This window comes from Succinatimonas hippei YIT 12066, assembly GCF_000188195.1.
GTDB lineage: Bacteria > Pseudomonadota > Gammaproteobacteria > Enterobacterales > Succinivibrionaceae > Succinatimonas > Succinatimonas hippei.
On sequence record NZ_GL830993.1, the window covers coordinates 1 to 14,148 of the forward strand.

Genomic DNA, 14,148 nt, shown 5'->3' on the forward strand with positions numbered 1-14,148 from the left:
CTCTATTGTTGTTTAGCAGTAGGAATCATCGGCCATTAGGCTGGTGAGGATGTCAACGTCATACTTACCATTAAATTCTTCTAATAGTCCATCAGGTCTGAAAACGTTGTCAATTGATGCATCAGCATAGTCGTCCATTCGACCTTCAAAATTAGATGTACCTTTTAAGGTAATGTCTATTTTTCCATCATTAGCAGCAATAACGTTACCTTTAAAAATAGCTTTTTCCGTGCTTATTATAGATATATTGCCGCCTTTTTGTACTTGATTTGAAAATTCATTTTTTTTCGATTCTTCATATTGAAGAGGTAAAGAGAATATATCTCCATAAATTTTATTGGCTTTATCTAATGTAATATTAGAGTGTCCGGATGCTGCAACTGCAACTAGTTTTTTATCGTATTTATTATAACCATGATATTCACTATCTGTTCCATCTTGAGTGTATATATTGGTTGTAATATAAGAATGAATTTCGGCATCAATTTTGTCGTCGTCAGCAAAAGCAAAAAGAGATCCTTGGTAAGGGAAATTTGTTCCTTTATCTTTAAAATATAAGTTGAGTTCTGCTGTATTGTTTTGTTGATAATCTTTACCTACTTCAACAATTGTCGATTTTTTTGCAGTTAAATCATATTCATCGTAGTGATTCTGTGCTGATATATGATCAACATTGATCTTTGGAGCATTAAGTTCAATACTTGACCCGTCATATGAAAAAACTCTATTTAAGTTTATGCTTTCAGTTGCTGTGGCTTTGAGAGTAGAGCTAAATTGAGCTTGAAAATTAAAAGCAACATTATTTGAACCACTTTCGCTTAATGTTTGAATGTTCTTGGCTTTTAACTCTATTGTTGATTTGTTAGATGCGTCTGTAACACCAAATAATGTAAGATTGTTTGTTGCTGTAGCTGTTATAGTTGATTTATTTCTTGCGTATAAAGCTGTTTGTTGACTTGGATAAGAATACTCTCCATCTTTATCCCATTTTTCATTTTGTTCATTTGAGTAATGAAAAGTTATGTCTTCTCCTAAAAACGAAGCTTTTGCACCATCTTCTTCTGTATAAAAAACACTTTTACTTACAATTTTATTGGCTGTTACAGTTAAATTTCCTTGAACTCTTGAGTATTGATATGTTTTAAGCTCGTCAGAGCCGAGTGTTAATGTTCCATTTATTGATATATATGTTTCGATACCATTTTTTATGTCAATGATTGATTCAGGAGAAGCGTTTGAACCCTTTTCACTATTTAAAATTGTTAAATTTTTTGGATCTGTCCACTCTATTTTAATACCTGGATCGTTGTCACTACCATTTCCTTTATTATTTGAGCATGTAATATCGAAGGGAATAGAGCTAGAGAAAAAGAGAGAGTATCGTTGTTAACGTCAATTTGATTTCCTGTAATTTGTCTCGATATATCAGACGGATAGGGCTAAAAAAGTCTTTTTGTGTCTATTAATTATACCTGCTGGGGGTAAGACACTTTTTAGTATATTTAGTGTTCATTTTTGCCTCGTGTGAAGAAATTGGCGAATAAAATTTATGCACATTATATATGAATTTTTCTTCAAGTAAATATATCGTATAAGAGCTTTGTACAAAGAAATATTGCTATATATAAATACAAAAATATTAATAATAGTATTATTATATTTTTAATATTAAATATTTATGCTTTAATGTACTATTAATATTTAAGTATTTAATTTTAAATGGCTTGAATACATAAAGCCGTAATATCATCTGACTGTAAAGCATTTCCTCTGAAAATTGATATCTCATTATTTAATTTATTAAGAATTTCTTCTGAGGATAAGTGCGCGGTATTTTGGAGAATTTGTTGTATTTTTTCTACTCCAAAGAAGTTTCCAGCTTCGTTTTGTGCTTCGCTTATTCCGTCCGTATAAAGAACTAAACTTTGTCCTTTGCTTAGTTTATAAGTAAATTCTGAGTATTGCAGATCTTCCATTACTCCGGCGGCGGCACCTGAAAGATTTTCAAGCTCTAAAACTTCATTTTTATTAATAACGATCGGCGGACAATGTCCTGCGTTGCAAATAGTACAAATTCCGGTAGTTTCGTCCAAAGTTAAGGCAATCATGGTTACGAACATCATATTGGGATTACGTTCTGCAAGACGCTTGTTTACGCTTGTAAGTGCTGATGCAGGAGTTTTTCCTAGTGATAATGCCTGACGCATCATAGTTATGGTTGTTGACATGAAAAGAGCAGCCGGAACGCCTTTATCGGATACGTCACCTATAACAAAAGCAATATGAGTATCGTCTACTCTGAAAATATCGTAAAAATCGCCGGCAACTTCTTTTGCAGGATATAAGCATGAAGCAAATGAGATGATTTTGCTTTGAGGCAGTGCGTCGTCTGCCGGCAGCAATCCTTTCTGGATATCGCGGGCAGCGTTTAATTCACCTTCAATACGGCTTTGCTTTGAACTTATAGTGATAAGCGAGTTTACATTGTCATTAATGGATTTACCCATATGAACAATTGCTTTTTCTAAAGTTCCGATTTCATCTGTTCCCGTTGCTTTTATATCAGAGAGCATCAAATCCATTGCTTTAGGATCTGACAGATCGGATTTGGCGATTTGATATGCTTTTTTACTTAAGTTGGATAAAGATGCTGTTATGCTGCGGGTAAAGAGGAAGATCAGCATAAATGCTATTAGGACTGTAATAAGACCGACCATGATGACGAATTTTGTCAATGCAAGAATCGGTTCAAAAACATCATCTGCATCTCTGATGCTGACAAGATACCAATCAAGTGATTTAAAGTAATTAACTTTTAAAAAGTACTGCTTATCAAGAGAAACAAGTTCTGTAGGGTAATTTTGCTCTTTACTTCTTGTTAAGTATTCAAAAGGGAGCTGAGAACCTAAATTAGAATTAGGATCGGTTTGTAAAATAACTTTATCATTTTTAAAAATTAAAATTTGTCCTGACCAATGTTCGTTAATAAAGTTGAGGCTCTCTCTTACGGAGTTGAGCAGGATTTGATCGTCTTTACTATATCTGTCACTTAATTCTTTGATGTTTTTAACTAATGCAAAAGAACGATTATTTTTGCGGTTGTGCACGAAGTAGGCAAGGTAATAGTCATTATCGTGATTTATAGCCAGAAAATAGCCTGATGGAGAGATTTCTCCTTTTAAAGTGTTTTGAATATTACGATTAGCTTGGGCAGTTCCGGATGCGGTCAGTAAATCGCTGTCGGCATCATTATAAAAATAGCTGTCGGTATCATGATCGTAAACAAATAGGTGCAGATTAAAGTTATTTATTTCATGACTTTGGTTATTAAGCAGATTTTTGTAGTCTTTTGCTGACAGGCTGCTGATGAAGTTATTGTAATATTCGATTATGCTGGTTTTGTTTTTAAGATTTATTCTTTCATTTAATAACTCGATAATCTGCTGGTTGATATAGTTAAAGTACTGACTTGATACAGAATCTGCAAGTAGACCTGAAGTTGACTCCTGAAAGGCGATTTCTCTTTTTATGTAGTTTTGTCTTTGGGTGTTAAGCAGGTAATAACATATGCTGAATACTACCAAAAGAAGCAGGCAGGTGGTGATGAGGATGATTTTTGTGCGCAATGAAAATCTAAATATCTTACTAATCACGGCCGCCTCTTAATATATATTTGCGGAAATTGCTTGAGAGAAAGTTATTTATAAGAATTCTCATTTGAATTGTATCTTATTTTACGGCGTCTTAAAAACATTGATCTGAAAAGCTTTAGTCTTTGTAGATTACAACATGATTTAAGTGTCTTTGATCGCTTTTAGCACACGATCATAAACTGATTTTTTGAGATTTTTAGCGTTTGGGTAATCAAATTTGTATTGACTAAGTAGGTATGCATAGGCAGTAACTGTTTGTTTAATAACACGTAAAAGCTATTTATTTTGATAAGGAGTGGGAGAGTTATTTAAAAGTATTTTCGTTTTTATAGTAGAGATAATAAGATTTAACTTTTTGCACAAAGTTTTTGGTTTCTTCAAAAGGCGGGATCCCTTTATATTTCATAACGTTTCCGGGACCGGCATTATATGCGGCAAGAGCCAAATCAGTATTTTGAAATTTTGTAAGCTGTTTTTTTAAATAACGACTTCCGGCCGTAATATTTTCCTGCGGATCATGTGGGTTCTTTACTTTAAGTTCAGCAGCTGTTTCTGGCATTAGCTGCATCAGTCCGCGTGCTCCTTTATTTGAAATGGCGTTAGGGTTAAAAGATGACTCCGTTCTTATTACGGCAGCGATTAAAGCAGCATCGACATCAGAAAGCCTTGCTGCCTTGTTAATGTATGGAATAAGTTCTTTTAAACCTTTTGATCCCTTAAATTTAAGCATCAAATCATTGGGCAGCATTAAGGAATAACGCAGTTTGTAGGCGTTTTTTGCTAGTTTATATACGTCAATTGAATCAATACGTTTTTCAATAGGTTTAGTTCCGGCAAAAGGTAAGGCATTAACCGTTTCGGTTGTTACCGACATTGAAATTGCAGGAGAAACACTATTTGCCTGCGCCTGATACCCGGCAAAGACACTACATGTCGTTATTATCAATATCAAGAATAATTTGTGTCTGATTTTTGTTGTCAATTCTAAAATAAGCATAATGCGTTGCTATTTCTTTTACTAAATGCAGCCCCAGACCTCCGATCGGTCTCTCTTCAAGAGGTGCGTTTAAATCAGGATCTTTACAGTTTAAAAAAGGATCGTATGCTTTGCCGTCATCGGTAATTTGAATCATGATGCAGCTTTTTCCGTCAAAGTTCACCTCTCCGCAAACAAAGTAAGCGTTACCGCCGTTTTGTCCGTCGTAAGCATAAGAACAAATATTTGCAAGAAGCTCCTCAACCACAAGTTCTGTTTTAAACAGCATGTGTTCAAGTTTGCCGGAAAGGGTTTTTTCTAAAATTTTGTTTATTACGGTTAGGGTGTCGATAGTTGCCGGAAGAGTGATGGTTTCCATACAAATTCTCCTAACTCAACAGGTTAAAGAAGCAATCGCGCTGTCTTTATCTGCAAAAATTTTTATTATCGTGTTAAAACCTGAGAATTTAAAAACATCAGCAACCGGTTTTTGTAGGGCAAAACAAGCAAAAAACAGGTGCTTGGTCTGGCAGTTTTTAGCAATTTTTAAAACAGAGCGCAGACCGGCTGAGCTGATATATTCAAGGTTAGAAAAATCAAGAAGAAGAGGTTTATTATCTTTTTCCAGAAACTCGGCGGTTTGTGTGTAAAAGGTTTCAGCCGTTGTGGCATCAACTCTGCCTTCGACGGTTAAGATGGTGTATTTTTCAAAGTTCTCAGGTGTAATCTTCATTTTTTTCTCGTAATATCAGTAAGAGTAACTGTATAACAGACCTTGGCTTAATTTAAGCCATCCGTCAAGAGTTACAAAAAGCATTAATTTAAACGGTAAAGATATGGTCATTGGCGAAACCATCATCATTCCCATGGCCAATAAAATATTAGATATGATTAAATCAATGGCAATAAAAGGAAGATAAAGTAAAAATCCTATTTGAAAGGCTTTTGTCAGCTCGGAAATAACAAAAGACGGGATAATGAAAATTAAGCTGTCTTTAGAAATAACATTATGAATTTCCTGAGGCCAAATTCTTTGTGCAGTATTGGTAAAAGCATTTAGTATCCTTTCATCGGTATTATGCTGCAGAAAGTCTTTTAGCGGTCCTGAAACGTTATCCGCTATTTCCAAAACGTTATACGGAGATGTTTCAACCGTTGAAACGTCCTGTTGTTGGAGAAGATCGTAGGTTTTTACGCCGACAGGAGCCATAACGAAAATCGACAAGATCATGGCAAGTCCGCTTAACACCATCCCGGGCGGAACCTGTTGGATTCCAAGTGCGTTTCTTATAAGGTAGATAACAACAATAATTTTTATATATGATGTTGCTAAGGTAAGGAAAAACGGGACTAATCCCATTAAAGCAATGAGAAAAATAAGATTAATAGGATTGCTTATGGATGTAGTTGTTTCCATTACTTTCAGATCCTGGTTATTTGAAGGGCATTTTTGCCGCCGACTTCGATGATTCGACCGTAGCCGATAGTCTTTCCTTCAAGTTTTACGGCAATGTTTTCAAGAGCTGAATTATTAAGGTCCAGCACGCTGCCTTCGGTTAACTCTTTTATGGAACTTAAAGGCAATTTGATGCTTTCAAGAGAGAAATTGATGGTTAATTCAACATCTTCTATAGTTGTTAATTCTTCTGAATCTGCCATGTCGTCTCCAGAATCGGTTTTTTGTAAGGATGACAATAATGTTATTTGAAGCTGTTCTGCATTATATTGAGCAGGGGCCTGTAAACCTTCACAAACAAAGTTTAGTTTACCTGATTTTATAAATTCGCTGTCAAAAATGACGGCATCTCCGGTCTTTAAAGATTTTATTTCGGCAAGAGTGAGTTTAAGAGAACCGATAACAAAATCGCAGTTAAGAACCGGATCTTCAAGCGGAACGTTAATTTTAGGTAAAGAGGTGATTCTTTGCAGCATAGCGGAAAAAGCATTGTCATCTTTGGCAAAAAGACGCAGGTTGAAAATAAGATCGTTTTCTGCGTCTTTATAATTAACGTCTATATGATGGCGGAAGGCTTGTAATCCATCTTCATCAATATAATCGAGTACTGTGATTTGAGTGTCTATAGCAGATCCCGTTTTCTGCAGATAGGGGAGGAAAGATTTTTCAAAAGCGGCGCAAAGAAGCGGAGCCGGAATATTGTCAGGAGTTTTAGCGTTAAGTTCGGGATAATTTTTTAAAAAGTCAAAATTATAGACTTGCACGGCAAAAAGAGAGGATGCGGCATTTAGCGTTAAAGCAACACAAGATTGCGGCGATGCGGTAAAGTCGTAGTCGCAAAAAGTAATATTTCCGTTAAGCCGCGGAAGTATTGCATTTAGAAAAAGAACTTTTGAACGTTCGAGAGTAAGCACGGGAAAAACCTTAACCTAACTTATAGTATTTATTAAAGTTTAGTATAAATGTTCTCTTTGTACTATTTTTATTTTTCTTATAATTTTTCAGCTCTATTATGATGAAAAAGGATTTGGTCCGTTTAAAGAAGAATCTGTTATAGCCTCTTCATTATTCTCCGGATCGTTGATTTCAAGACGCAATCTTGAACTTTCATGTTTTTCAAGAGCGCGGTTTAAATCATTGCGTACGGAAACGAGTTTCTTAAATTGATCTTGATTATGGGCATTTATTACCACACTTAAAAGTCCGTCAAGATCTCTTCTTAAAATGATTTCCGTGCCGGATAAGCCTGAGTTTTGCCCGAGGGTTAATCTAACTTCGCTGCCGCTTGTATATTTGGGATCGGAAACAAGTATTTTTTCTACTAATTCGTTGGCAAGCTTAGACAAATCTTGTGATTCAATAGAGTTATCTTGTGGCTGTTGAATATTAATAGATGATGCTTTGTCTTGATTTAAGGCAGGATTTAATAATGATGAAAAGATAGAAGACAAATCATTTTGACTTGAAGCATTACTATTTTTGTCTTCAAAATGCTTTTTAGGATCTTTTTCTTCGTTTTTTACTCGTTCAAAAAGCTTCACATCTTCAGACGAAGCATGAGATTTTTCTTTTACTTCGGAAGGGGTATTTTGTCCGTGATACGATTTTTCTTCAACTTTCATACGTCTGGCCTCCGAATTTCTTCAGATTTATTATATTAAATATTGTAGTGTAAATTGTATGACAACAATCTAATTTTAAACTTTTAAAACAGGTGTTTTTCTATAAAGAGCAACAATTCTATCAACAGATATTGATGTGCTATACTGCAAGATATAGTATTAAGTAAGGTGCTTATTTAATAGACAAATGTTGTTGAATTCATATTTCGGCACGAATAAAAGATTTTAAATGGGAAAGCGCTATGGATGCTGAAGTCGTTGATATTATTTCGCAGTGCTTTTATTTGGTGCTGATTTTATCGCTTCCTCCTATCTTGGTAGCGTCAGTAGTAGGTGTTTTATTGTCTTTAATTCAAGCAATTACGCAGCTGCAAGAACAGACTTTATCTTTTGGAATTAAGCTTATTGCAGTGTGCATTACTTTGTTTTTGACTGCCGGCTGGTTTAGTAATGAATTGTTAAGATTCAGCCAGAATATATTTGATCATTTCTTTATGCTGCAATAAGTTATGAATGCACTGCTTGATTTATTTAGTACAGATGCCTTTTCTCTTCACTTATCAGCATTTATTTTAGGTTCTATTCGTATCGGCGTCTTTATTGCCATGGTTCCTTTTTTCGGACCTCAGGTTTCAGTTGCCGTTAAAATGCCGATAACCGTTGCTTTGTATATTCCGCTGCACCCGTTTATGCTCACTATCATTGAGCCTTTGTCTTTTTCTGCCGTTGGAGATTTCTTTGGCTTTATTATCATTGTGTTAAAAGAAATTCTTATAGGAATTATTTTTGCCTGGCTATGTTCGTTGATTTTTTACGTCGCGTTGTCTGCTGGCGTGATTATCGATAACCAGCGCGGTGCCTCAATGGCACAAAGTGCCGATATTTTATCAGGGGCGGAATCGTCTCCTTTGGGCTCAGTTTTATTTCTTGCGATGGTCACTTTGTTTTTCGCGTCCGGAGCGTTTTTAGCGTTTTTAAATATTTTTTATACGACTTTTATAGCATGGCCTCCCACTGAATTCTTACCGGCGTTGTTGTCTTCAAATACCGCAATTTTTTCAGCGCAAAGTCTTAATTGGATGATGGAACAAACAGTGCTGGTGTGTGCTCCTTTTATTTTGGTAGCTTTGTTATGCGATATCGCTTTAGGTCTTATCAATCGTTTTGCACCGCAGCTTAATGTCTTTATTTTGTCAATGCCGATTAAAAGCGGTGTTTGTGCCTTTTTAATTATTTTTTATTTGTCGCCGTTTTTGGATCACAGCGAAGACCTGTTTAATTACATGCAGGAAAGTTTTAGCGTTCTTAATCAGATTTTCGGCAGATAGCTTTTTGTCTTGTCCTTTTATATTTAAAAATTATAGATATGACGATTAATTGGATAAAGCATAAAATTTGGCCTAATGAGAAAAACGTAAATATATAACCTACAGGGATATCCGGCTCTCTAAAAAACTCTGTAATAAATCGTGCTAAGGCATAAAAAATACCGTATGCGCATGCGATATCGCCGGATTTTGACAATTTATTTTTTAACGCATAAATAACAAGAGCGGCAAAGGGACCTTCAAAGACAGCTTCATAAATTTGTACGGGATGGCGAGGCTGAAAGTCAGCTCCTAGGAACACAACTCCCCACGGATGAGCTGTTGGCGTTCCCCATAATTCGCCGTTTATAAAATTTATGATTCGACCTATAGGTAAAACAACGATTGCAATTAATGCCGCCTTATCAAGATTATTCCAGAAGTTTTTTTTGTCAGCTAAAAAGACAGATGCGGATAATCCTATTAGTCCCCCGTGAAAAGACATTCCGCCTTTGTAGATTTGAAAGCACTCTAAAAGATGGTGAATATAGTAATCAGGCTCATAACAAACGATGTAGAAAAGTCTTCCGCCGACGATCGCGCCAATGGCTGCATATATACTTATATAGAGTCTGTAGTAAAAGGAGTTGTCATCATTTTTAGGATTTTGTTTTATTAAAAATAAAATAAAACCTAAAGCATAGACCAGTCCATACCATGAAAAATTAATGTTCACCGTTCATTTAATTTTTATCTTAGGCAAAAACTTGATTATTTAGCATCATAAGATGCTTTTTAAGAATAAAAATCAAGTAATTTTTGCGATAAAACATCACTGTCATTATTAAAACGCATTTTCAGCCGACGGCTTAGTTCTGATTTTACCTGACAGTTTAAAAGCGGTTTTAAACCAAAAACCGTCAATATACTGTTTAATAATTTATTGTTTTCAGAAAACACCTTGATATAGAGAATTTTATTTTTTCCGCTTTCATTTAAACACGGTACTAATAAGGCAGAGCCTAAGGCGTTTTCAATATCACTTTCGCTTACAAAAATCTGCTCTTCATTAAGACGTTTTAAAATAATTTTCAAAATGATTTTACTTATCAGCACTTCAAGCACGTCAAGCTTAATACTATGGGCTTTTTGCAAATTGTTGGTAAGAGTATTGATTTCTTTTGCGGATAACTGATGTTCAGGATGTTCGGTTAATATTTTATTTAAGCGGTTTTTAAGATCAGCGTTAGCAGATAATATTTCCAGATCTTCAATCCAGGGTAAATTTGCTTCTTTGGCAAAAATCTTAATTAGAAAATTTAAAATATCGTTAATTTCTTCATTAAGTAAAGAATTAACTTTTTTATATTCTAGTAGTTCTTCATAAGGATCATAGACATCACCAATAAAATAGATTGTCTTTGAGCTTGGCTTAATGTACTTGTGCAGAATTTTTTCAAGAATTCGATGGAAAAGCAGATCTGACGTATTGGCATCACAATCGGGATGATATTGTTTTTGCAGATATTTTAAGCGATATTCAAGCTTTAAAATGTTTTTCCAAATCATGAAAATAACGGAGTTGGCATAATTAAAAAGCGGAAATCCGGCAAATTCAGGAGAATCCGGAGTGCTGTTTTTGACCTTTTTGTTATGTTTAATAAAATTTTCTACAGCGTTGTGTTGTATGTTTACTTTTATGCTTTCACTTTGTTCTTTTACGCTGGCTTTAAGTTCTTCAAGAAAATTAGGGTTTAATTCTTTAAGTTTATCGTAGCGTCCGATTTTATCTATAGTTCGATGGGCAATTTTTCCGTTGCTTTTACGATAAGCCTCAACCACATAAATGTATTCGTATTTGCCTGCTTTTCGGATTTGTACGTACATTTTATAAACCTTATTTATATATAAATTTATATGTAATTAAATACTATAATAAATGTAGATTAAAAATAAATACATAAATTAATATTGAACGTAGTCACAAAATTTACAAAAATAAGCTGTTTATCGATAATGTTTAATTATATAAATGCGTTGGGCTAAATGAGACTTAGTATTAAGAAAAGGTTTGTTTTTATTAATGAAATTTATCTTTTCTTAAAAGAAAAATTTTCAATTATTAAAAAAACTTGGTGATTTAAGCGACTAATTTCAAGTCTAAAACAAAGTTTCATAACATTAATCAGAACGCAAAATTTGTAAATAAGTACTGCTGCTAGAGTTTTAGGAAAAAGCATCAGCGGTGTAATGAAAGACGAAGTTTTAATATCAATATTTTTTACAGCTGTATCAATATGTTTTCTCTTCGTTTTTACTTTTAACACGAGGATTTTTTGTTTTTAATGATCGGAATTTGCAATACTTTAAATATGCTGTCTTAATTGATGTTAATGATTTATGCAGTATCTGTTTTAATTAGTGATGAACGTCAAAAAATTTTATAGATTTATGGAAATTTATTTTTTGTAGTGTAAAATATTATTACAAACAATAAAGGAATATTACCATGAGCGGTGAAAAGACTGAACAACCCACAGACAAACGTCTAAGGGATGCAAGAGAGCAGGGCGATATTGCCAAAAGTCAGGAGGTTGTTTCAGCCGCCACCGTTATTGCAGTTGTCTTCTTTTTTATTGCAAATGCCGATAATATTTTTAAAAAGCTCTTATCTACAACTGATTATGTTTTCTCAAACTCAATTACTATGCCCTATGATGAGGCTTTAAGATTGATTGGAGCTGCAGTAATCGATTGTTCAATAGGTATTGTTTTACCGATTGTCGCTGCTGTTTTATGCGCTGCGTTAGTTGCTCTTTTATCGCAAACCGGATTTCTTTTTGCACCCAAAGGTGCTATTCCGAAGTTAGAAAATTTATCTCCTGCAAAATGGTTTAAACAGGTCTTTTCAGTTAAAAATCTTATTGAATTTATAAAAAATATTATTAAGGTCACGGTATTGAGCGTAGCTGTTTACATGGCAGCAAAAAATTCGTTTCGTGAGTTTTTTAAGATTCAGAATTCAAACATCGGCTCAGTATGGGAACTTAGTGCAGTTTTATTAAAAGATTTAGCAATATATGCCATTGTCGCTTTTTCAATCCTTGCCGCAATTGACTTTGTTTATACCAAGTTCAAATACACCAAAGATCACATGATGTCGCCTGATGAGGTTAAACAGGAATATAAGGAAATGGAAGGCGACCCCCAGATAAAATCAAAACGTCGTCAGTTGCATCAGGAAATGGCGAATCAATCAACTTTAGCCAATACCCGTAAGGCTAAAGTCCTTATAACCAATCCTACGCATTATGCCGTTGCAATTGACTATGAAGAAGGAAGAACAAAATTACCGGTTATTTTAGCTAAAGGCCAGGGTGATTTAGCCAGGCGCATGATAGCAATTGCAAAAGAAGAGCATATTCCTATTATGCGCCAGCCTCCTCTAGCCAGAGCGCTGTTTGCCGAAGGCTCAGAAGAACAATATGTTCCGTCTGATTTGCTTGTTCAAGTCGCTGAAGTACTTCGTTTTATAGACAAAATGAGGACTAATTGATGCGTGCTTATCCGTTGTCTTCTTTAGTTTCGTTGCGCGAGAGGCGAGTAGATGAGGCGCAGAACGCATTAAGATTAAGCATCTCACGTTTAGAAGAGGCGCGTTTAAGCTTAAAGCGAAAAGAACAAGAGCTTTCTGATTATAAAGTTTGGAAGAAAGAGGAAATCAACCGTCGATATGACGAATTAATCGGTAAGGTAAAGAAACAGGAGGAGATTTCAAAATTTAATCATGAACTGGTTTCTTTAAATATCAAGGAGTTTGATCTTCAATCGGAAATTGAACAGCTTGCAAAAGATCTTGAAAATGCGCAAAAAGCATATGAAAAAGCCGTACAGGTCGTAAATTCAGTACAAAAAGACCTGGCTAAGCTTGAAAAGCATCGGGAAATTTGGCAATTTCAAGAAAAAAGATATGAAGAATATTTAGCAGATCAGGAGCTTGATGATTTTAAGGTAAAAAAATCTCAAGACTTTTAACAATAATTTAAGAGGTAATGGATCATGAGTAATGTTGAGGCAGTCGGAGGTTCTTCTCCTATCAGTTCAGCAGTTGCAGGTGGACTGAATTCAGGAAGTATTCAATTTATATTTGCGCAGCTGCAAATTGAACTTGGTATTGCTAATAAAGAGGCTGCTTTAGATAAAATTAAGTATATTAGAGAACAACAGGAAGAATCAAAGCGCTTAACTGATGCTATTAACTCATTACGTGATATTAAGTCACTTATGGGAGATGATGAGCTTGATATTGATAAGGTCGGTAATTTAAATGTCGAAGATATTGACGCAGAAATTCAACAAACAAATGAGTTTCTTTCTTCGGCAAAAGAGCTTAGAGATCAAGCTGCTTTAGGAGCAAAAGGAGGTTCGTATCTGGTATTTTCTCAACTTTTGGGAAACGATTTAACGGATGCACAAAAGATTAACATGGCCGGCTCAGTAGAAGCATTTGATGCAGGGAAAAAGCAAGCACAAGAAAATGCGAAAAATGCACGCGGAGAGTATGAGTCTACAATGATGCCCGCGGATATGGAAAATTATTTTAAATCACAAAAAATAGACTATGCTGATTATGGCGTGTCTGCAAGACAAAATGAGAAAGAGTGGAACGAAGCTATAAAGAACTTGGAAGGTCGCGTTGCAATGCTTACTCTTTCATCTGTTTGTGAGCAATATGGTTTGGAAATGCCGTCAGGAGATAAGCTTAAGACTGAAAGAATTGATACTATCATAGCTCAACTTGAGTCAATTCAAGAAGAAACAGGATCTGACATTCAGCAGCAGATGGTGTTTATTCAGGATTATATGGGTCAGTATAATTCTTATACTCAAGGAGCAAGTTCTGCAATATCCAAAGCTTCTGATGTACTATCTTCAATTGTTACTGGCCGCTAATTTTGGGGGACAAGAAAAATGGTTCAAGGTGTAAATTTAAATAACGTTAAAGAGATTAATTCAGGTTCTTTATTAAGCTCTAATGCCAGTATTCAATTGATCTTTGCGCAATTGCAAATGGAACTTAGCGCTGTTAATAAAGAAGCAGCAATGGAAAAAATTAATTCAATCCGTGATTCTC

The 14,148-nt window shown here is 34.8% G+C and carries 14 protein-coding genes; 5 read left to right on the top strand and 9 right to left on the bottom strand.

Going from position 1 to position 14,148, the window contains the following annotated elements; translation table 11 throughout:
• Positions 1-1,715: 1,715 nt before the first annotated feature.
• The 7 genes from HMPREF9444_RS05425 to HMPREF9444_RS05455 form a co-directional block, all read right to left on the bottom strand.
• Positions 1,716-3,653 carry a PP2C family protein-serine/threonine phosphatase gene (locus HMPREF9444_RS05425; RefSeq protein WP_148514375.1) on the bottom strand — a complete coding sequence of 646 codons (1,938 nt, stop codon included), beginning with the start codon at positions 3,651-3,653 and terminating at the stop codon, positions 1,716-1,718.
• Between the two features lie 304 nt (positions 3,654-3,957).
• Complete coding sequence (locus HMPREF9444_RS11345; protein ID WP_009143389.1) at positions 3,958-4,527, bottom strand: lytic transglycosylase domain-containing protein; 570 nt, start codon at positions 4,525-4,527, stop codon at positions 3,958-3,960.
• A gap of 52 nt (positions 4,528-4,579) precedes the next feature.
• Positions 4,580-5,008 carry an ATP-binding protein gene (locus HMPREF9444_RS05435; RefSeq protein ID WP_009143390.1) on the bottom strand — a complete coding sequence of 143 codons (429 nt, stop codon included), beginning with the start codon at positions 5,006-5,008 and terminating at the stop codon, positions 4,580-4,582.
• Positions 5,009-5,023: 15 nt separating this feature from the next.
• On the bottom strand, positions 5,024-5,362 hold the full coding sequence (locus HMPREF9444_RS05440; protein ID WP_009143391.1) for an STAS domain-containing protein: 339 nt from the start codon (positions 5,360-5,362) through the stop codon (positions 5,024-5,026).
• Positions 5,363-5,377: 15 nt separating this feature from the next.
• Positions 5,378-6,046 (bottom strand): type III secretion system export apparatus subunit SctR, encoded by a 669-nt coding sequence (sctR, locus tag HMPREF9444_RS05445; protein ID WP_009143392.1) that lies wholly within the window; start codon positions 6,044-6,046, stop codon positions 5,378-5,380.
• A gap of 5 nt (positions 6,047-6,051) precedes the next feature.
• Complete coding sequence (locus tag HMPREF9444_RS05450) at positions 6,052-6,999, bottom strand: FliM/FliN family flagellar motor switch protein (protein ID WP_009143393.1); 948 nt, start codon at positions 6,997-6,999, stop codon at positions 6,052-6,054.
• Between the two features lie 96 nt (positions 7,000-7,095).
• Positions 7,096-7,707, bottom strand: a complete 612-nt coding sequence (locus HMPREF9444_RS05455) for a hypothetical protein (RefSeq protein ID WP_009143394.1) — start codon at positions 7,705-7,707, stop codon at positions 7,096-7,098.
• Between the two features lie 242 nt (positions 7,708-7,949).
• Between HMPREF9444_RS05455 and sctS the strand changes: the two genes are divergently transcribed.
• Positions 7,950-8,213: a type III secretion system export apparatus subunit SctS gene (gene sctS / locus HMPREF9444_RS05460; protein ID WP_009143395.1), complete on the top strand. Its 264-nt coding sequence runs from the start codon at positions 7,950-7,952 to the stop codon at positions 8,211-8,213.
• Between the two features lie 3 nt (positions 8,214-8,216).
• Complete coding sequence (gene sctT, locus HMPREF9444_RS05465; protein ID WP_009143396.1) at positions 8,217-9,035, top strand: type III secretion system export apparatus subunit SctT; 819 nt, start codon at positions 8,217-8,219, stop codon at positions 9,033-9,035.
• Here sctT and lgt read toward each other — a convergent pair.
• Positions 9,013-9,750, bottom strand: coding sequence for a prolipoprotein diacylglyceryl transferase (lgt, locus tag HMPREF9444_RS05470; protein WP_009143397.1), 738 nt, complete (start codon positions 9,748-9,750; stop codon positions 9,013-9,015). The genes sctT and lgt overlap by 23 nt on opposite strands.
• Positions 9,751-9,809: 59 nt before the next feature.
• Positions 9,810-10,901, bottom strand: a complete 1,092-nt coding sequence (locus tag HMPREF9444_RS05475; RefSeq protein ID WP_009143398.1) for a hypothetical protein — start codon at positions 10,899-10,901, stop codon at positions 9,810-9,812.
• A gap of 622 nt (positions 10,902-11,523) precedes the next feature.
• On the opposite strand from HMPREF9444_RS05475, the gene sctU reads away from it, so the two are divergent.
• The 3 genes from sctU to HMPREF9444_RS10575 are packed head-to-tail and all read left to right on the top strand — an operon-like array spanning position 11,524 to position 13,967.
• Entirely contained in the window at positions 11,524-12,570 is a 1,047-nt protein-coding gene (gene sctU / locus HMPREF9444_RS05485) for a type III secretion system export apparatus subunit SctU (protein ID WP_009143400.1), read from the top strand.
• Complete coding sequence (gene sctO, locus HMPREF9444_RS05490) at positions 12,570-13,049, top strand: type III secretion system stalk subunit SctO (RefSeq protein ID WP_009143401.1); 480 nt, start codon at positions 12,570-12,572, stop codon at positions 13,047-13,049. The genes sctU and sctO overlap by 1 nt, the downstream gene beginning before the upstream one ends.
• Before the next feature lie 24 nt (positions 13,050-13,073).
• Complete coding sequence (locus tag HMPREF9444_RS10575) at positions 13,074-13,967, top strand: hypothetical protein (RefSeq protein ID WP_009143402.1); 894 nt, start codon at positions 13,074-13,076, stop codon at positions 13,965-13,967.
• Positions 13,968-14,148 lie beyond the last annotated feature (181 nt).

Coding starts and splice junctions, on each gene's coding strand:
- HMPREF9444_RS11345 (WP_009143389.1), bottom strand. CDS start 4,527: ATGTCGGTAACAACCGAAACGGTTAATGCCTTACCTTTTGCCGGAACT.
- HMPREF9444_RS05435 (WP_009143390.1), bottom strand. CDS start 5,008: ATGGAAACCATCACTCTTCCGGCAACTATCGACACCCTAACCGTAATA.
- HMPREF9444_RS05440 (WP_009143391.1), bottom strand. CDS start 5,362: ATGAAGATTACACCTGAGAACTTTGAAAAATACACCATCTTAACCGTC.
- sctR (WP_009143392.1), bottom strand. CDS start 6,046: ATGGAAACAACTACATCCATAAGCAATCCTATTAATCTTATTTTTCTC.
- HMPREF9444_RS05455 (WP_009143394.1), bottom strand. CDS start 7,707: ATGAAAGTTGAAGAAAAATCGTATCACGGACAAAATACCCCTTCCGAA.
- sctS (WP_009143395.1), top strand. CDS start 7,950: ATGGATGCTGAAGTCGTTGATATTATTTCGCAGTGCTTTTATTTGGTG.
- sctT (WP_009143396.1), top strand. CDS start 8,217: ATGAATGCACTGCTTGATTTATTTAGTACAGATGCCTTTTCTCTTCAC.
- HMPREF9444_RS05475 (WP_009143398.1), bottom strand. CDS start 10,901: ATGTACGTACAAATCCGAAAAGCAGGCAAATACGAATACATTTATGTG.
- sctU (WP_009143400.1), top strand. CDS start 11,524: ATGAGCGGTGAAAAGACTGAACAACCCACAGACAAACGTCTAAGGGAT.
- sctO (WP_009143401.1), top strand. CDS start 12,570: ATGCGTGCTTATCCGTTGTCTTCTTTAGTTTCGTTGCGCGAGAGGCGA.
- HMPREF9444_RS10575 (WP_009143402.1), top strand. CDS start 13,074: ATGAGTAATGTTGAGGCAGTCGGAGGTTCTTCTCCTATCAGTTCAGCA.